Genomic DNA, 17,910 nt, shown 5'->3' with positions numbered 1-17,910 from the left:
CTCGGACAGGACCGGCGTGCTTCGAACGGAGTCGTGATGACGCAGAACCGGGAGAGCGCGACGCCCGCCCAGCGACCCGGGTTTCCGGAACTGCGCCCGGTCGAGGAGGGCCCGTCGCCTTCGCCTTCGCGGGAGCCGCGCTCGCTCACCAACGGGACACCGGCAGGTGACCGCAGCCAGGCGATCCTGGAGGCGGCCAAGCAGGTGGGCGCGCTGCTCAAACGCAAGGGGCACAACTTCGCCCTGGCCGGCAGCGTCGCCGTCTACGCGCACGGCGGAAGCGGTCACCTCCAGCACGACGCCGACTTCTGCATCCGCCGCTCCGATGCCCAGGCGGTGACCGAGACACTGGCCGAGGCGGGCCTCACCGTCCGTACGCCCCCCGAGGACTGGCTGCTGAAGACCACCTGCTTCGGACAGGAGGTCGACCTCCTGTTCGAGCTGGCGCACCGGCCGGTCTCCGACGACATACTCGCCCGCGCGCAGGAGCTCCCGGTCGACTCGGTGCGGATGCCCGTCATCGCGCCGACCGACCTCATGCGTGGCCTGATCGAGCCCTTCTCGGAGCACTACTGCGACTTCGGGCCGGTGCTGGCCGCCGCCCGTGCCCTGCGCGAGAAGGTGGACTGGGAGGACGTACGCGCTTCCTGCGGTGACGAACCCATGCCCGCAGCCTTCTTCTTTCTCCTCGAACGCCTGAACGTCATCGCCCCACAGGAGGAGCTTCGATGACCGGATACGGCGCCCCGCCCGCTCCCGGCGCCGGAGCGCCGCAGGGCCTGGACTACCGGTTGGCACATCTCGCCGACCATCTGGCCGCCGGGGACCTCGGCGAACTCGGCGTACGGATCGAGCTTCGCGGCGAGGCGGTCCTGCTGACCGGCACCGTGCCGTCCGCGCAGTGCCGCGACGACATCCTGCGCATGGCGCGTGAAGAGCTGTCGGGGGCACCCGTCCACAGCGACATCGTGGTCGCGGACTCCACCGCACCCGATCACGCCGAGGAGGTCGAATGATCCGGATAGCAGCCGTCGGGGACATCCACATGGGGCCCGACAGCAAGGGCCGGCTGCGTCCCTCCTTCGAAACCCTGCCCGAATGCGCCGACGTGCTGCTGCTCGCCGGCGACCTCACCCGCCACGGCACCCCGGAGGAGGCCAGGGTGGTGGCGCACGAGATCGAGGGACTGGCGGTCCCGGTCGTCGCGGTGCTGGGCAACCACGATCACCACGCCGACTGCCCCGAGGAGATCACCGCCGTGCTGGAGGACGCGGGCGCGCGGGTCCTGGAAGGACAGGCGACCGTGGTGGGGAACGGGGGCGCCAGGATCGGCGTGGCCGGCACGAAGGGCTTCGGCGGTGGGTTCGTCGGGCGCTGCGCCGGTGAGTTCGGGGAGCCGATCATGAAGGAGTTCGTCAGGTACTCGCGCCGGCGCGCCGACACCCTGCGGGAGTCCCTGCAGGAGCTGGCTGGGCAGGACTGCGACGTACGTATCGCCCTCACCCACTTCTCCCCGGTGCCGGACACGCTGGCCGGGGAAGCGCCCGAGATCTACCCGTTCCTCGGCAGCTATCTGCTGGCCGAGGCGATCGACACGGCCGGCGCCGACCTCGCGGTTCACGGGCACGCCCACCTGGGCAGCGAGCACGGCATGACGAGCGGCGGCGTGAAGGTGCGCAACGTCGCCCAGCCGGTGATCGGCCGGGCGTTCCACGTCTACCACCTCGCACGGCACGACCGGGCGGCATCCGTTGCCCCGAGCGGCCGGGCGCGAGTCTGAGGGCGTGGTCGCGCCGTGTCGTGACCGTCCCGGTGTGGGCGAGGCCACGTCGCCGATCGGCGTTCGGGCATGTCCACCGGCAGGGACGCCGGGCTACCGTTTCAGGGCTTCTGTAGATCCGGTGGACTCGGCGTCCATCGCCCGTAACCCGGACGGCCCGGCAGTGCTCGCAGACCTCTCCCCGCTCATCGCGGCGACCACCCAATGGCTGACACGTTCCTATCCCGCGTGCGGCGGCGCGCTGGCCGCCGCACGCGGTGAGGTGCAGGCCCGGCAGGCCGTCACGGTCGCCGCATGGCTGCGATACCCGACGTCGACGGACGCCGCACTGGTGGGGATGGCGGGCCCGGGCGGCTCGGGTGGCCTGGACTGGGTGACCGGCGCGGACGCCGCCGCGGCCGACGAGACGGACGACTTCGCCTGGCGCACCTGGGTCGACGAGGTCGTGGCGAGCTGGGCGGCCTGCCTGCTCACCGACGACGCCCTGGCCCGGCTGGCGGTGGCGGCGCTCGCCGACGGCGACCACGCGACGGGCGTACCGCAGGAGTTCCGCCGCCTCGTCCGCCCCGACTCCCGAGACCGGGAGGCAGCCGCCCTGCTGCGCCACCCCGACCTGGTGGCCCCCGTGGCCGCCCTCCATCGAGCCGCCCTCCAGGCCCGCCTCGACCCGGGCCGGGCGCTGGCCGCCTGAGCGTGGTGCCGTTCGGTGGGCGGGGCGTCGGACGGGGGAGGGCCGGGCGACGGGTCGGGTGAGCCCGGCCGAGCAGTCGCCGGTGCAGACGTCAGGTGCGTCGTCCGGTCAGGGCGGCGCGCCTCGTGCCGTCCGGTCAGGGCCGCCCGCCCCCTGCCGTCGCCCCCGTCCCGTCAGGCAGCCGTCCCGTCAGGCAGCCGTCCCCAGGGCCGCCCGCCCCGTGACGTCGCCCTCCTTCGTCGGCAGGGTCGTCGGCGTCGGGGTTCGGCGGGCGCGCAGGGTGAGGCCCGCCGCGATGGTGGCGGCGATGATCAGACCGCCGGTGACCAGGGCGCCGCGGGCGCCGGCCAGTTCCATGAGGAGGCCGAGGGCCGGAGGGCCGCCGAGTCCCCAGACGGTACCGATGCTGCTCCAGACGCCGAGCACGCGTCCCCGCAGGTGGGCCGGAGGGTCGGTCTGGAGGACGGAAGTCCCTGCGGTGTCGGAGACGGACTCCACCACTGCCATCGGCAGCACCAGCACCAGCAGCACGGCCAGCGACGGGGACAGCCCCGCCGCCACCTGCAGCAGACCGCCCGCGGCCGCCAGCGTGCCCACCAGCCGGACGGAGGGCCTGCGCAACCGGGCGCCGAGGACCGCGCCCAGGATGCCGCCGACGGCGAGCACCGTGGAGACCGTGCCGAAGGACCCCGCCCCGCCCGCGAGCGGCCCGGTGACGAGCACCGCCAGGGTGAGGCCGTAGTTGCGGCCGAAGACCGAGCTGACCCCGGTGACCGCGGCGAGCGCGACCAGACGGGGGCGGCGCAGGAAGAAGAGCAGGCCCTGGCGCATGGTCATGTCCGGCGCGGAGGGTGTGCCGTCGCCGGGCCGCGGCACGGAACGCACCTGCGCGGCGTGGCGCACCGCGCCGGGCGCCGGACGCAGGAAGGGAATCACCGACGCCACGAACAGGAACGACAGGCCGTTCGCGGCATAGGCGGCGGCTGTGCCGAGGAAGGCGACCGTCACACCGGCCAGGGCGGTGCCCACGAGCCGGCCCGCGTTGTGCACCAGCGAGCCGACACCGATCGCGGAGGGCACGTCCGCCACCGGAACGAGGTCGTTGCCCAGCAGGGCACACGCGGGCCCGTCGACGGTGGCGATGATGCCGGTGACGGCGGCCAGCACCATCAGGGACGTCATGTCCAGCCCGCCCAGCGCCACCAGCAGGGCCGTGGTGAAGGCCACCGCGCCGAGCAGCGCCTGGCTGACGGCGGCCGTCAGCTTGAGGGGCCAGCGGTCCACCGCCGTACCGCCCAGCAGGCTCATGAACAGGGCGGGGGCGGCCTGAACGGACATCGACAGGCCCGTCGCCGCCGCCGAGCCGGTGATCTGCAGGACGAGCAGGTTCTGCACCGTGAGCTGCATCCAGGTGCCGGCGTTCGACAAAAAGTTGGCGACCGACCACCAGCGCATGCTGCGGTACCTCAGCGACCGCCAGGGCGAGCGGGACTCGCCGTCGGACGGGACGGAGGCGGTGTTCGGCGCAGACGGGGGCAGGGCAGGGGTGAGAGACACAGTGCGGTACCCGGAACCTGGCTAGTCGAGGAGGGACCGGGGAACCGGTATCGCCGGCTGCGTTGCGCGGCGGTTCCACCGAGTCGGTCACGGCGCGGACCATCGTGGCAGACCGGACCCCCGGAACGACGGCGCCCGCCCTGTCGCGCCGCCGTCCCGGGGGTCAACTGCCCGGGAGAATCCCGTATTTGCCGGTCGAGTGTGGTTGCTCACAGGAGCCCGGGAGGCCGGACAGCACGGCCGTGTCTCCCGGCCCGGGTCAGTCCTTCTTGCCGCGACCGCTCAGCGCGTCGCGCATACGGTCCACCAGGCCCGCTCCGGGGGCCAGGAGCTTGTTGGCGGGCGGCTTGTCCGGGGCGGCCGGATGCGGGCGCGTCGGAGCCATCTTCTTCGCCGTACGCACCTTGTCGCCGAGCTGGTCGAGCGCCTCGGGCGGACATGCCGCGCGCAGCCTGGGGAAGAGGTTCTGCTCCTCGTCCGCGATGTGCGAGCGGACCTCGGTCATCAACATCCCGACGAGTCGGTCGAACTCCGGATCGCCGGCCTCGCACCCCTCCAGGTCCTTCATGAGCCGCTCGGCCTTGGAGTGATCCTCGATCTCCCTGTCCGCGAGGGTGTCCCCGCCCGCGACATGCTCCCGCACCGCCGGGTAGAGGTACTCCTCCTCGGCGACCGAGTGCCTCACCAGCTCCATGGTGACCTGCTCGGCATACACCTTGCGGTCCTTGTCACCGGACGGAAGCGCCTCGATCCGGCCGAAGAGCTCCTCGACCTCGCGGTGATCGGTCACCAGCTCGTCGATGACGTTCCCACCATGACCCATGTCCTTCACCTCCAGCCTCAGCGGCGCCCCGGGTGGGCCGCCGCCGGCTCCGAGTGCCCGCGGTCGGCGGACTCACACGGAAGTCGCGACCATCCACGGACCGACGCATAGTAGGAATCAACGTGTGAAACCAGCACGCCCCGGGAACCCCGTGGTCGTGCGTCGTCGGGAACGGACGACCGCGGGCGCGGGCACTTCCGCCGGGCGCCATCCGCGACCAGTTCTTTCACTCTCGCCAACAGCCGGGGGAAGGCGCGCCGAAGCCTTCCGCGGTTCTCCGAAACCTCCTGTGCCGCGCCTGTCGGTGTGTGGTGTGCGCCGGTTCCCCGGCGTCCTCGTGCGTGGACGAAGGAAGACCCATGAGTGCATCTTCGACATGTACATGGCGACGTGCCCTGGTGACCGGCGGTGCCGGCTTCCTCGGCAGTCATCTGTGCGAGCGCCTGCTGGATTCGGAGGTCGAAGTCGACTGCGCCGACAACCTGTGCTCCGGTTCGCGTGAGAACGTCGTACACCTCGAAGCCCGCCGCGGCTTCCGGTTCGTCGCATGCGACGTCTCGGCACCCGATGCCCCCCAGCGGCTCCCGGGGCCCTACGACCTGGTCCTGCACTTCGCCTGCCCCGCGTCACCCGCCGACTACCTTCGGCTGCCCCTGGAGACGCTCGACGTGGGAAGCCTCGGCACCCGCAACATGCTGGCCGTCGCCGAGCGTGACCGGTGCCGGTTCCTGCTGGCCTCTACCTCCGAGGTGTACGGCGATCCGCTGCGGCATCCGCAGCGCGAGGACTACTGGGGCAACGTCAACCCGGTCGGGCCGCGCAGCGTGTACGACGAGTCCAAACGGTTCGCCGAGGCTCTGGTCACCGCCCATGTGCGGGTGAAGGACGCGAACGCCGGCATCGTGCGCCTGTTCAACACCTACGGGCCGCGCATGCGCGCGCACGACGGGCGAGCCGTTCCCACCTTCGTCAGCCAGGCACTGGCCGGCGAACCGCTCACCGTGGCGGGCGACGGCCGTCAGACACGGTCGCTGTGCTACGTGGACGACACCGTCGACGGGATCCTGCTCGTGGCGGCGAGCCACTCGGTCCGCCCCGTCAACATCGGCGGCAGCGACGAGGTCACCGTCCGCGAGATCGCCCACCGGGTGGTCGAGCTGACGGGTTCCTCCTCGCCGATCGTGTACGTCGACCGCCCCACCGACGACCCGCAGCGCCGCCGCCCGGACACCGGCCTGGCGCGTGAACTGCTCGGCTGGACGCCCCGGGTGCCCTGGGAGGAGGGCGTCAAGCAGACCATCGCCTACTTCGCCACGGAGTCTTCGGCGTGCGATCCCCGCCCACAGGACTGACCGCCCCACCCGCACACCGTACGGAGGCATCGCATGCGCGTCCTGGGAATCAACGCCCTCTTCCACGACCCCGCCGCCGCCCTCGTCGTGGACGGCCGGATCGTGGCGGCGGCCGAGGAGGAACGCTTCAGCCGGCGCAAGCACGGCAAGCGCCCCCTGCCCTTCTCCGCCTGGGAACTTCCCGAACTCTCGGCCCGATGGTGCCTGGACCGGGCCGGCCTGACCCCGGCCGACCTGGACGCGGTCGCCTACTCGTACGACCCCGAACTCGCCCGCCCGGCAGATCAGTTGGGTCTGAACGACCCCTGGGACCACCTGCGTCAGGAATACGCCCGCCGCGCCCCGGGGTTCCTCGCCGAGGCCCTGCCCGGACTCGACCCCGGCAAGGTCCGCTTCGTCGCCCACCATGTCGCCCACGCCGCCTCGGCCGGACAGGCCGCCCCGTACCCCGACAGCGCCGTACTGGTGCTGGACGGCCGCGGCGAATGCGGCTCGCACCTGGCCGGACGGTACGCGAACCGCGAACTCACCGTCCTCGGCTCGCAGTCGCTGCCCGATTCGATGGGCCTGTTCTACGAGGACCTCACCCAGCACCTCGGATTCCTGCGCAGCAGCGACGAGTTCAAGGTGATGGCGCTCGCCTCGTACGGCACGCCCCGCTTCCTCGACCGGCTGCGCGAGTACGTCCACCCGGACGGCGACGGCGGCTTCCGCGCCCGCCCCGTCCCGTGGGCGTCGCTGGTCCCCCCACGTGCGGCGGGCGCCGACTGGACGCAGGACCACGCCGACCTCGCCGCCAGCGCCCAGACCTGCCTGGAGGAGGTCCTGCTCGGCCTCGCCCGGTGGCTGCACGACCGTACCGGCGAGGAGGCGCTCACCCTCGCGGGAGGCGTCGCCCTCAACTGCGTGGCCAACACCCGGCTGCACCGTGAGACATCGTTCCGCCACGTCTGGGTGCAGCCCGCCGCGGGGGACGCGGGCACCGCGCTCGGCGCCGCGCTCCACGTCGCCCACCAGAAGGAGGCCGTGGAGGCGATGCCCACCGCGGCGCTCGGCCGCGACTGGAGCGACGACGAACTGCGGGACCGGCTGGACCGCGCGGCCGTGCCCTACGAGGAACCCGACGACATCGCCGAGACCGTGGCCGCCGAACTCGCCGGGGACGGCATCGTCGCCTGGTTCCAGGGCCGCAGCGAGTACGGGCCCCGGGCGCTCGGGCACCGCTCACTGCTCGCCCACCCCGGCCGCGCCGCGAACCTCGAACGCCTCAACGCCGTCAAGGGCCGCGAGGAGTTCCGCCCCGTCGCGCCCATGGTGCTGGCCGAGCGTGCCGCTCAGCTCTTCGACGGGCCGCTGCCGAGCCCCTACATGCTGTTCGTCCACGATGTCGCCGAGGAGTGGCGGGACCGCATCCCGGCCGTCGTCCACGTCGACGGCACCGCACGGATCCAGACCGTGGACCGCCGGGACGAACCTCTGGTCGCGCGCATGATCGAGGGATTCGAACGACTCACCGGCCTGCCCGTCGTCGTCAACACCAGCCTCAACACCGCCGGACGGCCCATGGTGGACGACCCCCGGGACGCCCTGGAGTGCTTCGGCTCGGCGCCCGTGGACCTGCTCGCCCTCGGCCCGTTCGCGATCCGGCGGAAGAAGGTGTTCGCATGACGGCCGACGCGCCCGCCTACTCCGTCGTCATCCCCACGATCGGACGGCCCTGCCTCGCCGACTGCCTGCGCGCGCTCGCCGAGGCCGCGCCCCACCACCCACCCGAGGCGGTCGTGGTGGTCGACGACCGCCCCGACCCCGCCGGCCCACTGCCCCTGGAAGCGGCCGGCGACCTGCCGCTGAAGACCCTGAGCACGGGAGGCAGGGGCCCGGCGGCCGCCCGCAACGAGGGCTGGCGCACGGTCCGTTCACCCTGGACCGTCTTCCTCGACGACGACGTCCAGGTGCTGCCCGACTGGTCCCTTCGGCTCGCCGACGACCTCGCCGCCGCGGACCCCGCCACCGGCGGCGTCCAGGGACGCCTGCGCGTCCCGCTGCCCGAGGACCGCCGGCCCACCGACTGGGAACGCGGCACCGCCGGACTGGAACAGGCCGCCTGGGCCACGGCGGACATGGCCTACCGCACCGAGGCGCTCGCGAACGTCCAGGGTTTCGACGAACGGTTCGCCCGGGCCTTCCGGGAGGACGCCGACCTGGCCCTGCGCGTCCGCGACGCCGGGTGGATGCTGCGCCGCGGACAACGAACGACCCGCCACCCGGTGCGCGGCGCCGACCGCTGGGTCTCGGTGCGGGCCCAACGCGGCAACGCCGACGACGCGTTGATGACCCGGCTGCACGGCCCCCACTGGTGGGCGCACGCCCGGGCCCCGCGCGGCAGGCTGCCCCGGCACGCGCTCGTGACGTCCCTCGCGCTCGCCACCCCCGCCCTCGCGCTGGCCGGCCGTCGCCGCGCCGCCCGGGCCACCGCTGGCCTGTGGGCCCTCGGCACCGCCGAGTTCGCCCTGGCCCGTATCAAGCCCGGGCCCCGCACCTCGCATGAGATCACCACCATGATCGCCACCAGCGTGGTCATCCCGCCGCTCGCCGTGCGCCACTGGGTCGGCGGGCTGATACGCCACCGGCGGGCCACCCCCCTCAGGAGCACACCGTGACACGGCGCGCAACGGGCACGAGCCTTCACGGACCCACGCGCGGCCGCCGTCACCGCGGCCGCGTGGCCGCCGTCCTCTTCGACCGCGACGGAACCCTCGTCGAGGACGTCCCCTACAACGCCGACCCCACCCGGGTGCACCCGCTCCCCGGCGTCCGACAGGCACTGGACCTGCTGCGCGCCGCCGGCATCCCGACCGGGGTCGTCAGCAACCAGTCGGGCATCGGCCGCGGACTGCTCACCGAGACCGACGTCCGCCGCGTCAACGACCGGGCGGACACCCTGCTGGGCGGCCTCAACACCTGGGTCCACTGCCCGCACGCGCCCGACGCCGGCTGCTCCTGCCGCAAGCCCCGCCCCGGACTGGTCGTCGAGGCCGCCCGGCGGCTGGGAGTGCACCCGTCGGACTGCGTGGTGATCGGTGACATCGCGGCCGACGTCCAGGCGGCCCGCGCCGCCGGCGCCCGGGGCGTTCTCGTGCCCAACGCGGCCACCCTGCCGTACGAGGTCGCCACGGCACCCGACACCGCCCCCGACCTGCTCACGGCGGTCCGGCGGCTCCTCGCCGAGAGGCGGGGTGATCGCCCGTGAAGAGCCTGGTGGTACGCCTCGACAGCTTCGGCGACGTCCTGCTCGCCGGACCCGCGGTCCGGGCCGTCGCGGCGCACTCCTCCCACGTCACCATGGTGTGCGGCCCGCGCGGTGAACCCGCCGCCCGCCTGCTGCCCGGCGTCGACGACGTGATCGTGTGGGAGGCCCCCTGGGAGGGCTTCGACGCGCCCACCGTCCAGGAAGCCGGCGTCGACGGCCTCGTACGACGCCTGAAGGACGCGGCGTTCGACGCCGCCCTCGTCCTGACCTCGTTCCACCAGAGCCCCCTGCCCACGGCCTTGTTGCTGCGCCTGGCGGGTGTCCCGTACATCGGCGCCGACAGCACCGACCACCCGGGCCGCCTCCTCGACGTGCGCCACCGGCGGCTCCCCGGCCGCCACGAGGCCGAGGCCGCCCTCGACACCGCCGCCGCCATGGGCTTCGAGCCGCCCGCCGGTGACGACGGCCTGCTGCGCGTCCTGCCGCCGCCCGACACCATCGCGCTGACCGGCAACGGCCCGTACGTCGTGCTGCACCCCGGAGCCAGCGCACCGGCCCGCGCCTGGAGCCCCGAACGCTGCGCCGAGGCCGTCGAGTCGCTCGCCGAGGCCGGGCACCGGGTCGTGGTCACCGGCGGCCCCGACGAGATCGGCCTGACCCGGAAGGTCAGCGGCGACATCGCCGTGGACCTCGGAGGGCGCACCGAACCGCGCACGCTCGCCGGGATCCTGCGCACCGCCGACGTGGTGGTGTGCGGCAACACCGGACCGGCTCATCTGGCCGCCGCCGTCGGCACGCCGGTCGTGTCGCTGTTCGCCCCCGTGGTCCCGGCGGAGCGCTGGGCGCCGTACGGAGTGCCGAGCGTCGTCCTCGGCGACCAGCGCGCGCCCTGCGCGGACAGCCGCGCCCGGCGGTGTCCCGTGCCCGGTCACCCCTGCCTGGAGGAGGTCACCGGGCAGGACGTGGTGGGCGCGGTCCGCAGACTGCTCAAGGAGGACGCATGAACATCCTCGTGTGGCATGTGCACGGTTCGTGGCTGACGTCGTTCGTGCAGGGCGCGTACGACTTCCTCGTCCCCGTGACCCCCGACCGCGGACCCGACGGCCTCGGACGCGCCCGGACATGGCAGTGGCCGCCCACCGTAAGGGAGTTGAGCCCCGCCGAGCTGCGGGAGGCCGACATCGACCTGATGGTGCTGCAACGGCCGCACGAACTCGAACTCGCCCGTCGGTGGACCGGGCGCCGTCCCGGCGTCGACGTACCCGCCGTCTACGTCGAGCACAACAGCCCGCACGCCACACCCGTCGACACCCGGCACCCGCTGGCCGACCGGACCGACATCACGCTCGTGCACGTCACCCACTTCAACCGCCTGATGTGGGACAGCGGCCGGGCCCCGACCACGGTGATCGAGCACGGCGTCATCGACCCCGGACACCTGTGGACCGGACAGGAGCCGCGCGCCGCGGTCGTCGTCAACGAGCCCCTGCGGCGCGGCCGTACGACCGGAACGGACCTGCTGCCCGAGTTCGCGCGCGCCGTGCCGCTGGACGTCTTCGGCATGCGCACCGAAGGGCTCGGGGACCACCTCCACCTCCCGTCCGACCGGCTGCGCAGCCGCGATCTGCCCCAGAGCAGCCTGCATCCGGCGATGGCGCGCTGCCGCATGTACCTGCACCCCGTCCGGTGGACGTCCCTCGGACTGTCCCTGCTGGAGGCGATGTTCCTCGGGATGCCCGTCGTCGCCCTGGACACCACCGAGGTGCGCGAGGCCGTCCCCGAGGGAGCGGGGGTGGTGTCCAACCGGCTCGACGTACTGCGGGACGCCATGCGCGGGTTCCTCGCGGACCCCGTGGACGCCCGGCTGACAGGGGAGGCCGCCAGGGCCGCGGCACAGGCCCGCTACGGAGAGCGGCGCTTCCGGGACGACTGGGAGCGTCTGATCAAGGAGGTCACCCGATGAGCACCAGCCACCCTTCGGCCGGCCGTGTCGCCATGGTCTCCGAGCACGCCAGTCCGCTGGCCGCGCTCGGCGGACCCGACGCGGGCGGACAGAACGTCTACGTGGCGCAACTCGCCGGGCGACTGGTCCGCCGCGGACACGAGGTCACCGTGTACACACGGCGTGACGACCCCCGGCTGCCGGAACAGGTCACCGTGCCCGACGGATTCAAGGTCGTGCACGTGCCCGCGGGACCGGCGGCGCCCATACCCAAGGACGAACTCCCGCCCTACATGCCCGAGTTCGGGGAGTTCCTGGCCCGGCGGTGGGCGGCCGAACCGCCCGACGTGGCGCACGCCCACTTCTGGATGTCCGGGTGGGCGGCGCTCGCCGGCGCCCGCGACCTCGGCGTGCCCGTCGTACAGACCTACCACGCGCTCGGCACCGTCAAGAAGCGCCATCAGGGCGCCGCCGACACCAGCCCGCCCGACCGCATCGCGATCGAGACCGCCATCGGCCGCGAGTGCAGCCGCATCATCGCCACCTGCGAGGACGAGGTCACCGAACTCCAGGCCATGGGCCTGCCGCGGCGACACATCTCGGTCGTCCCCTGCGGCGTCGACCCCGTGCGGTTCGCCCCGGTCGCCGCGGCGCGCAGACCCGCCGGCGCGCCCCGGCGCCTCCTCGCCGTCGGCCGGCTCGTCCCCCGCAAGGGCTTCGACCGCGCCATCCGCGCCCTGGCCGACGTCCCCGACGCCGAACTCCTCGTCGCCGGGGGGCCCGAGGCCGCCCTGCTGCTCGCCGAGCCGGAGGCCGAGCGGCTGCGGGCGATCGCCGACGAGTGCGGTGTCGCCGACCGGGTACGGCTGCTGGGCGGGGTGAGCCGCGAGGAGATGCCGGGGCTGATGTCCGGCGCGGACCTCGTGCTGTCCCTGCCCCGCTACGAACCGTTCGGCATCGTGCCGGTCGAGGCCATGGCCTGCTGCGCGCCCGTCCTCGCCACGGCCGTCGGCGGGCAGCTCGACACCGTCGTCGACGGCGTCACGGGTGTCCTCGTACCGCCCGACGACGACCACGACATCGCCGACACCGTCCGCCGCCTGCTGGCCGACCCGACGCTGCTCGCCCGCTACGGCGCGGCCGGACGCCGCCGCGTCCTGGCCCACTACACCTGGGACCGCGTCGCCGACGGCGTGACCCGCGCCTACAGCGCCGTCTCCACCGTCCCCTCGCTGTCGGGAGCCGTCCGATGAAACTCGCCACCGACGTCACACACTGCGACGACCTGATGCGGGCGCTGCAGGGCTTCCGCGGCTACGCCGGGCCCGTGCTCCGGCACTGGGGCACCCTGCTCGCCTCCCGTCTCGGTTCCGGCTCCCGGCTCCTCGTCGCCGGCAACGGCGGCAGCGCGGCCCAGGCGCAACACCTCACCGCCGAGCTGGTCGGCCGCTACCGGGACGACCGCCCGGCGTTCTCCGCACTCGCGCTGCACGCCGACACCTCCTCCACCACCGCCATCGCCAACGACTACGGCGTCCAGGAGATCTTCGCCCGCCAGGTCGCCGCGCACGGCCGCGCCGCGGACGTCCTCGCCCTGCTGTCCACCAGCGGCGCCAGCGCCAACCTCCTCGTCGCGGCGAGCGAGGCCCACCGCCTCGGCATGACCGTGCTGGCCCTGACCGGCCCGGCACCGAACCCGCTCGCGGACGCCGCCGACGAGGCCCTCTGCGTCGAGGCGGCGACCTCGGCGACGGTGCAGGAGCTGCACCTGGTGGCCGTCCACATGCTCTGCGAGACCTTCGACCAGGCGGTCGCACGACGGGAGACGGCGCACCGGCGCAACCGGGAGGGCGCCGCCCGGCCCGGCACGACGGACCGGCGGTACTGGTCCGTCGCCACCGGCGGCGCCCCGGAGGAGCACCACCGCCCCGACGAACGGCCCGGTGCGTCCTGGGCGCTGCTCCTGGAGGAGGACGGCACATGACCGCACCGGCCGCACTGCTGGTCGTCGGGGACGCCCTGCTCGACCACGACGTCTCAGGCCGTGTCGAACGCCTCGCCCCCGACGCGCCGGTACCGGTCGTCAGCGGCACCCGGCGCGCCACCCGCCCCGGTGGGGCCGCGCTCACGGCCTGCCTCGCCGCCGCCGACGGGCGGCCGGTCACGCTGATCACCGCCCTCGGCGACGACCCGGACAGTGCGGCCCTGCGCGACCTCCTGACCGACCGTGTGCACCTGGTCGAACTCCCGCTCGACGGCGCCCTGTCCAGCAAGACCCGCGTCCTCGCGGACGGCCGGCCGCTGCTGCGCCTGGACGACGGCGAGGGACGGGCCCGGGAATCCACGCACGAGGCCGTCCGAGCCATCACCGAGGCGGACGCCGTGCTCGTCTCGGACTACGGCCGCGGCACCGCCGACGTGCTGCGCGAGGCGCTGGCCGGGGCGGCGGCGCGGATACCCGTCGTCTGGGACCCGCATCCCCGGGGCATGCCACCGGTGCCGGGCGCACGGCTGGCGACGCCGTCCGCCGCCGAGGCACATGCCCTCGCGGACCGGACCGAGGACCGCGACGACACCGAGCAGCGCGGACCCCGCGGCGAACTGCGCACGGCCGCCCAGGACGCCGGCCGGCTCGTACGGGCATGGCGGGTGGCATCCGTGGCGGTGACGCTCGGCGGACGCGGAGCCCTGCTGTCGCACGGCGGGACGCCGCTGCTCGTGCCGTCGCCGGTCACGGCCGAGGGCGACGCGTGCGGGGCCGGTGACCGGTTCGCGGCCACCGCAGCCGGGCTGCTCGCCGACGGCGAACTCGCCGAGACGGCCGTCCGCGCGGCCGTGCACGCCGCCACCCGCTATGTCGCCGAGGGCGGCGTACGGTCCCTTGCCACGGCCACCACGGCCACCGGAACGACGGCCCCCCAGCCCCAGGACGCGCCCACGGACGACGCCCTGCGCACGGCCGCCCGGGTACGGGCGGCGGGCGGAACCGTCGTCGCCGCCGGCGGCTGCTTCGACCTGCTGCACGCCGGTCATGTCGCGCTGCTGCAGGCCGCCCGGCGCACCGGTGACTGCCTGGTGGTGTGCGTCAACTCCGACGCGTCCGTGCGCCGCCGCAAGGGCGACGGCCGGCCGCTCGTCCCCGAGGCCGACCGGATTCGGGTCCTGCGCGCGCTGGAGTGCGTCGACGCGGTCGCCGTGTTCGACGAGGACACACCGGAACGCCTCCTCGCCGAACTGCGCCCGCACATCTGGGCGAAGGGCGGCGACTACGCCCTCGAACGCCTGCCGGAGGCGCCCCTCGTGGAGAGCTGGGGAGGCCAGGTCGTCCTCTTCCCGTACCTCGACGGCCGCTCCACCACAGGCATCGCCGAGCGAGCGGCCCTGACCCCACGACCACCCTCCACACCCCTGACGCCGGCCACCGCACGAGGGCGGCGGCGACCGATGCCCGTAGCCGAACGCCGTGACGAGTGAAGGGAGCCCGCGGTGATCGATCCGCCGGAGCGGCGGCGCCGGGCGGCCGAGGCGGGGTTCGGTGCCGAGGCGGGGCGGTGGCGCCCACGGGAGGTCCACGGTCGCGCGGCAGGGGCCCGGGGCGGCCCGGTCGAGGCCGCGGCCACCGGACCGTACGGCCGGCGCCGGGTCCTGGTGCTGCGGGCGCTGGGGCTCGGTGACCTGCTCGCCGGGGTTCCCGCGCTGCGGGGCATCCGGCGGGCCTTCCCCGGGGACCACATCGTGCTGGCACTGCCCCGGGCCCTGGCCGAGGCCGCGCTGGCCACCGCGACAGTGGACGGCGTCCTGCCGGCGCAGGCGCCGGGGCGGGGCGTGCCGACGCTGGATCACTGGTCCGGGCCGCCCCCGGACGTCGCCGTCGACCTGCACGGCAACGGTCCCGAGAGCCGCGACGCACTGGCCGCCCTCCGCCCTCGTCGGCTCCTGGCCTTCGCCGCCGCGGGCGATCCCCTCGCCGGACCAGGGCCCGGCCGGCCCCCCGTGTGGCGACCGGACGAGCACGAGCGCGAGCGCTGGTGCCGCTTCCTCGGCGCGTACGGCATCGCGGCCGATCCCGACGACGTACGACTGCCACCGCCCACGGCACCCTCCCCGGCACCGGGCGCCGTCCTCGTCCACCCCGGCGCCGAGTCCGCCTCCCGCCGCTGGCCGGCCGGGCGGTACGCCGACGTCGTACGGCGGTTGCGAGCCGCGGGGCACCGAGTCGTCGTCAGCGGCGGCCCCGCGGAGGACGCGCTGGTCCTCGACCTCGCCGCACGCGCCGGGCTGCCCGCGCGGGACGTGCTGTGCGGTGGGCTGCCGTTCGACGAGCTGTCGGCGCTCGTCGCCCACGCCGCCCTCGTCGTCAGCGGCGACACCGGACCGGCCCATCTCGCGGTGGCCCACGGCACACCGTCCGTGACCCTCTTCGGACCCGTCTCCCCCCGCCTGTGGGGACCTCCGCGCTCCCCGCGCCACGTCGCCCTGTGGAAACCCGGCCCCCCGGGCGACCCGCACGGCGACGCCCCCGACCCGCAGCTGCTGCGCATCCGCGCCGACGAGGTGGCCGGCGCAGCCGTCGGCCTGCTGAACCCCGCCCGGACCACCACGTGACCCTGACCGGCCCGAACTCCCGCGGCACGCCGCTACCGGCCGTGCCCGCACGCCTCACCGGCACGCGGGCACGGCCCGTAGCGGCATCGTCAGGTCTCCTGCGGCCCTGTGTCCGAAGAGGCGACCGCCTCCGTCGCCTCAGGGGCGTCGTCGCGTTCGCCCTCCGCCTGGGACGGCGTCGTGTACTCCGGCACCGGGTGGTGGGCCCACGGGGTCTCGGCCTCCTCGCGCTCACCCTCGGCCTGTGACGGGGTGTGGTGGCTCACGCTCATCGTGATCGTCCCTCCTACGCACGGGCCGGTCGGCCGGCCCCGCTCGGGCGGGGGAGGGGCCCGGCACCGTCGAGCGCCGGACCGGCACCCCCCGGGCGCCCGGTGACACGGCGCGATCCGGCCGCATCACCCCCGCACGGCGGGTACCCGTCCGGCGGCACGGCACGGCGGCGGAAAGGACGCGCGGTGCGGAAGCACCCATACTGGCTCTACGAACGTACCTCCGCCTGCGCGTCGCCGCCGTGCCGGACCGGCGGCCCCCGACAGCCGGAGGTGAGGTTCTCCCCAAGGGCCCGGGCGAATCGGGCCCCACGCCACGACGGCACGCTGCCACCCACCAGACCCCCGGCCCCAGTCCCTCGGCGACGGCGCCGTCCAGGACGGCTCGCGGGTCCCGCTCGCTCCATCGAACGGGAGTTCCGGATGACGATCACCCCACACCCGTCGCCCGCCTCGTCCCCTCTGCGTATCGGTCTGCTCGGCTCGTACGGCGGGTGCAACACCGGCGACGAAGCGATCCTGATGTGTGTGCTCAGCTGCCTGCGAGCCCACCGGCCAGGGGCCCGACTCGTGGTCTTCAGCCGGAACGCCGAGCACACCCGCGCCCACCAGCCGCAGGCCGACGAGGTCGTCGACTGGGAGGGCGTCCCCCAAAAGCCCGTCCTGGACGTCCTGGCCGGACTGGACCTGCTGGTGCTGGGCGGCGGCGGGATCCTCTACGACGGGGAGGCACGGCGCTACCTGCGGCTGGTGCGGGCGGCGCAGGAGCGGGGCGTGCCCACCTTCGCCTACGCGGTCGGCGCGGGCCCACTGCGCGAGGCGGACGACCGGGACGCCGTACGTGCCGTGCTGCCGCGGATGACCGAGGTGGTGGTGCGCGACGAGGAGTCACGCCTCGTCCTGGAGGAGGTCGGCATCGACCGCGAACTCACCGTCACCGCCGACCCGGCTCTGCTGCTCACCCCCGAGCCCTTCACCGAGCAGATGATGCGGCAGGAGGGCCTGCCCACCGACACCCGGCTGATCGGGATGTCCGTGCGCGAACCGGGCCGGGCCGCGGAGAAACTCGACGAGGACGACTACCACGCGCTGCTGGCCGACGTCGCCGAGTTCCTCGCCCGGCGCCTGGACGCCCACGTGGTCTTCGTGCCGATGGAACGCCAGGACGTCCGCCACGCCCACGGCGTACTGTCCCGGATGAGCGCCCCGGACCTGGGCCGCATCCTGCACAACCCCTACAGCCCCGGCGAGATCCTCGGCTTCATGAGCCATCTGGACATGGTCGTCGGCATGCGCCTGCACGTCGTGATCTTCGCCGCGCTCACCGGCCTGCCCGTGCTGCCGCTGCCCTACTCCGGCAAGGTCTTCGACTTCGCCCGCCGTACCGGCGCGCCCGCCCTGGTCGGTGTGGCGCGGGAACAGGCCGGCCTGCTCCTGGCGGAGGTCGACCGGCTCTGGGACGAGTTCCCGCGGCGGCAGGAGGAGCTGACCAGGCGGGTACGGGGACTGCAGGCACTGGCCCGGGAGACCTGCGCCCGTTGCGGCTTCCTCCTGGACTCCATCGACGGCGGCGGCGCCGACGTACGAAGGACCGCGGACCTGCACCTGCACGGCGCCGTGACCCCCATGACGCCCTGA

General features: G+C 74.3%; 18 protein-coding genes. 15 read left to right on the top strand and 3 right to left on the bottom strand.

From position 1 onward, the window contains the following. Positions 1–36 precede the first annotated feature (36 nt). From ACFYNL_RS21315 to ACFYNL_RS21300, 4 genes are all read left to right on the top strand, one after another. Entirely contained in the window at positions 37–732 is a 696-nt protein-coding gene (locus ACFYNL_RS21315; protein ID WP_388805767.1) for a hypothetical protein, read from the top strand. Beyond that, entirely contained in the window at positions 729–1,016 is a 288-nt protein-coding gene (locus tag ACFYNL_RS21310; protein WP_388805764.1) for a BON domain-containing protein, read from the top strand. The genes ACFYNL_RS21315 and ACFYNL_RS21310 overlap by 4 nt, the downstream gene beginning before the upstream one ends. Then, positions 1,013–1,780 carry a metallophosphoesterase gene (locus ACFYNL_RS21305; protein WP_388805761.1) on the top strand — a complete coding sequence of 256 codons (768 nt, stop codon included), beginning with the start codon at positions 1,013–1,015 and terminating at the stop codon, positions 1,778–1,780. Before ACFYNL_RS21310 ends, ACFYNL_RS21305 begins: the two co-directional genes overlap by 4 nt. Positions 1,781–1,943: 163 nt before the next feature. Continuing rightward, a complete protein-coding gene (locus ACFYNL_RS21300; RefSeq protein ID WP_388806250.1) occupies positions 1,944–2,471 on the top strand; it encodes a hypothetical protein in 528 nt (175 codons plus the stop codon). A gap of 189 nt (positions 2,472–2,660) precedes the next feature. Here the strand turns inward: ACFYNL_RS21300 and ACFYNL_RS21295 are convergent, their stop codons facing one another. Further along, positions 2,661–3,926, bottom strand: coding sequence for an MFS transporter (locus ACFYNL_RS21295; protein WP_388806248.1), 1,266 nt, complete (start codon positions 3,924–3,926; stop codon positions 2,661–2,663). 361 nt (positions 3,927–4,287) lie between these two features. Then, positions 4,288–4,851: a hemerythrin domain-containing protein gene (locus ACFYNL_RS21290; protein ID WP_388805758.1), complete on the bottom strand. Its 564-nt coding sequence runs from the start codon at positions 4,849–4,851 to the stop codon at positions 4,288–4,290. Positions 4,852–5,210: 359 nt separating this feature from the next. On the opposite strand from ACFYNL_RS21290, the gene ACFYNL_RS21285 reads away from it, so the two are divergent. The 10 genes from ACFYNL_RS21285 to ACFYNL_RS21240 all read left to right on the top strand — a co-directional run bounded on the left by ACFYNL_RS21285 (position 5,211) and on the right by ACFYNL_RS21240 (position 16,000). Continuing rightward, positions 5,211–6,203: an NAD-dependent epimerase/dehydratase family protein gene (locus tag ACFYNL_RS21285; protein WP_388805755.1), complete on the top strand. Its 993-nt coding sequence runs from the start codon at positions 5,211–5,213 to the stop codon at positions 6,201–6,203. A 33-nt stretch (positions 6,204–6,236) separates the two neighbouring features. After that, complete coding sequence (locus ACFYNL_RS21280; RefSeq protein ID WP_388805752.1) at positions 6,237–7,871, top strand: carbamoyltransferase; 1,635 nt, start codon at positions 6,237–6,239, stop codon at positions 7,869–7,871. After that, positions 7,868–8,863: a glycosyltransferase family 2 protein gene (locus ACFYNL_RS21275; RefSeq protein ID WP_388805749.1), complete on the top strand. Its 996-nt coding sequence runs from the start codon at positions 7,868–7,870 to the stop codon at positions 8,861–8,863. Before ACFYNL_RS21280 ends, ACFYNL_RS21275 begins: the two co-directional genes overlap by 4 nt. 62 nt (positions 8,864–8,925) lie before the next feature. After that, the gene (locus ACFYNL_RS21270) at positions 8,926–9,453 is read left to right on the top strand and encodes a D-glycero-alpha-D-manno-heptose-1,7-bisphosphate 7-phosphatase (RefSeq protein WP_388805746.1); all 528 of its coding nucleotides are present in this window, start codon (positions 8,926–8,928) and stop codon (positions 9,451–9,453) included. Next, positions 9,450–10,457 carry a glycosyltransferase family 9 protein gene (locus ACFYNL_RS21265; RefSeq protein WP_388805743.1) on the top strand — a complete coding sequence of 336 codons (1,008 nt, stop codon included), beginning with the start codon at positions 9,450–9,452 and terminating at the stop codon, positions 10,455–10,457. The genes ACFYNL_RS21270 and ACFYNL_RS21265 overlap by 4 nt, the downstream gene beginning before the upstream one ends. Beyond that, a complete protein-coding gene (locus ACFYNL_RS21260) occupies positions 10,454–11,416 on the top strand; it encodes a glycosyltransferase (protein ID WP_388805740.1) in 963 nt (320 codons plus the stop codon). Before ACFYNL_RS21265 ends, ACFYNL_RS21260 begins: the two co-directional genes overlap by 4 nt. Continuing rightward, positions 11,413–12,648 (top strand): glycosyltransferase, encoded by a 1,236-nt coding sequence (locus ACFYNL_RS21255; RefSeq protein WP_388805737.1) that lies wholly within the window; start codon positions 11,413–11,415, stop codon positions 12,646–12,648. Before ACFYNL_RS21260 ends, ACFYNL_RS21255 begins: the two co-directional genes overlap by 4 nt. Then, positions 12,645–13,379 (top strand): SIS domain-containing protein, encoded by a 735-nt coding sequence (locus ACFYNL_RS21250; protein ID WP_388805734.1) that lies wholly within the window; start codon positions 12,645–12,647, stop codon positions 13,377–13,379. Before ACFYNL_RS21255 ends, ACFYNL_RS21250 begins: the two co-directional genes overlap by 4 nt. Continuing rightward, the gene (gene rfaE2 / locus ACFYNL_RS21245) at positions 13,376–14,869 is read left to right on the top strand and encodes a D-glycero-beta-D-manno-heptose 1-phosphate adenylyltransferase (RefSeq protein ID WP_388805731.1); all 1,494 of its coding nucleotides are present in this window, start codon (positions 13,376–13,378) and stop codon (positions 14,867–14,869) included. The genes ACFYNL_RS21250 and rfaE2 overlap by 4 nt, the downstream gene beginning before the upstream one ends. Before the next feature lie 12 nt (positions 14,870–14,881). Further along, a complete protein-coding gene (locus ACFYNL_RS21240; protein ID WP_388805728.1) occupies positions 14,882–16,000 on the top strand; it encodes a glycosyltransferase family 9 protein in 1,119 nt (372 codons plus the stop codon). Positions 16,001–16,089: 89 nt separating this feature from the next. Here the strand turns inward: ACFYNL_RS21240 and ACFYNL_RS21235 are convergent, their stop codons facing one another. Further along, positions 16,090–16,272 carry a hypothetical protein gene (locus ACFYNL_RS21235; protein ID WP_388805725.1) on the bottom strand — a complete coding sequence of 61 codons (183 nt, stop codon included), beginning with the start codon at positions 16,270–16,272 and terminating at the stop codon, positions 16,090–16,092. 423 nt (positions 16,273–16,695) lie between these two features. Between ACFYNL_RS21235 and ACFYNL_RS21230 the strand changes: the two genes are divergently transcribed. Then, positions 16,696–17,910 carry a polysaccharide pyruvyl transferase family protein gene (locus ACFYNL_RS21230; protein ID WP_388805722.1) on the top strand — a complete coding sequence of 405 codons (1,215 nt, stop codon included), beginning with the start codon at positions 16,696–16,698 and terminating at the stop codon, positions 17,908–17,910.

It is taken from the genome of Streptomyces sp. NPDC007808 (assembly GCF_042868655.1).
In the GTDB taxonomy this organism is placed as follows: Bacteria; Actinomycetota; Actinomycetes; order Streptomycetales; family Streptomycetaceae; genus Streptomyces.
This window is presented reverse-complemented; position numbering and strand designations above follow the sequence as displayed.

Bases quoted from the DNA above. Each gene is read 5' to 3' on its own strand.
- ACFYNL_RS21305 (WP_388805761.1), top strand. From the start codon at position 1,013: ATGATCCGGATAGCAGCCGTCGGGGACATCCACATGGGGCCCGACAGC.
- ACFYNL_RS21280 (WP_388805752.1), top strand. From the start codon at position 6,237: ATGCGCGTCCTGGGAATCAACGCCCTCTTCCACGACCCCGCCGCCGCC.
- rfaE2 (WP_388805731.1), top strand. From the start codon at position 13,376: ATGACCGCACCGGCCGCACTGCTGGTCGTCGGGGACGCCCTGCTCGAC.
- ACFYNL_RS21230 (WP_388805722.1), top strand. From the start codon at position 16,696: ATGACGATCACCCCACACCCGTCGCCCGCCTCGTCCCCTCTGCGTATC.
- ACFYNL_RS21315 (WP_388805767.1), top strand. From the start codon at position 37: ATGACGCAGAACCGGGAGAGCGCGACGCCCGCCCAGCGACCCGGGTTT.
- ACFYNL_RS21255 (WP_388805737.1), top strand. From the start codon at position 11,413: ATGAGCACCAGCCACCCTTCGGCCGGCCGTGTCGCCATGGTCTCCGAG.
- ACFYNL_RS21290 (WP_388805758.1), bottom strand. From the start codon at position 4,851: ATGGGTCATGGTGGGAACGTCATCGACGAGCTGGTGACCGATCACCGC.
- ACFYNL_RS21285 (WP_388805755.1), top strand. From the start codon at position 5,211: ATGAGTGCATCTTCGACATGTACATGGCGACGTGCCCTGGTGACCGGC.
- ACFYNL_RS21295 (WP_388806248.1), bottom strand. From the start codon at position 3,926: ATGCGCTGGTGGTCGGTCGCCAACTTTTTGTCGAACGCCGGCACCTGG.
- ACFYNL_RS21310 (WP_388805764.1), top strand. From the start codon at position 729: ATGACCGGATACGGCGCCCCGCCCGCTCCCGGCGCCGGAGCGCCGCAG.
- ACFYNL_RS21250 (WP_388805734.1), top strand. From the start codon at position 12,645: ATGAAACTCGCCACCGACGTCACACACTGCGACGACCTGATGCGGGCG.
- ACFYNL_RS21275 (WP_388805749.1), top strand. From the start codon at position 7,868: ATGACGGCCGACGCGCCCGCCTACTCCGTCGTCATCCCCACGATCGGA.
- ACFYNL_RS21235 (WP_388805725.1), bottom strand. From the start codon at position 16,272: ATGAGCGTGAGCCACCACACCCCGTCACAGGCCGAGGGTGAGCGCGAG.
- ACFYNL_RS21260 (WP_388805740.1), top strand. From the start codon at position 10,454: ATGAACATCCTCGTGTGGCATGTGCACGGTTCGTGGCTGACGTCGTTC.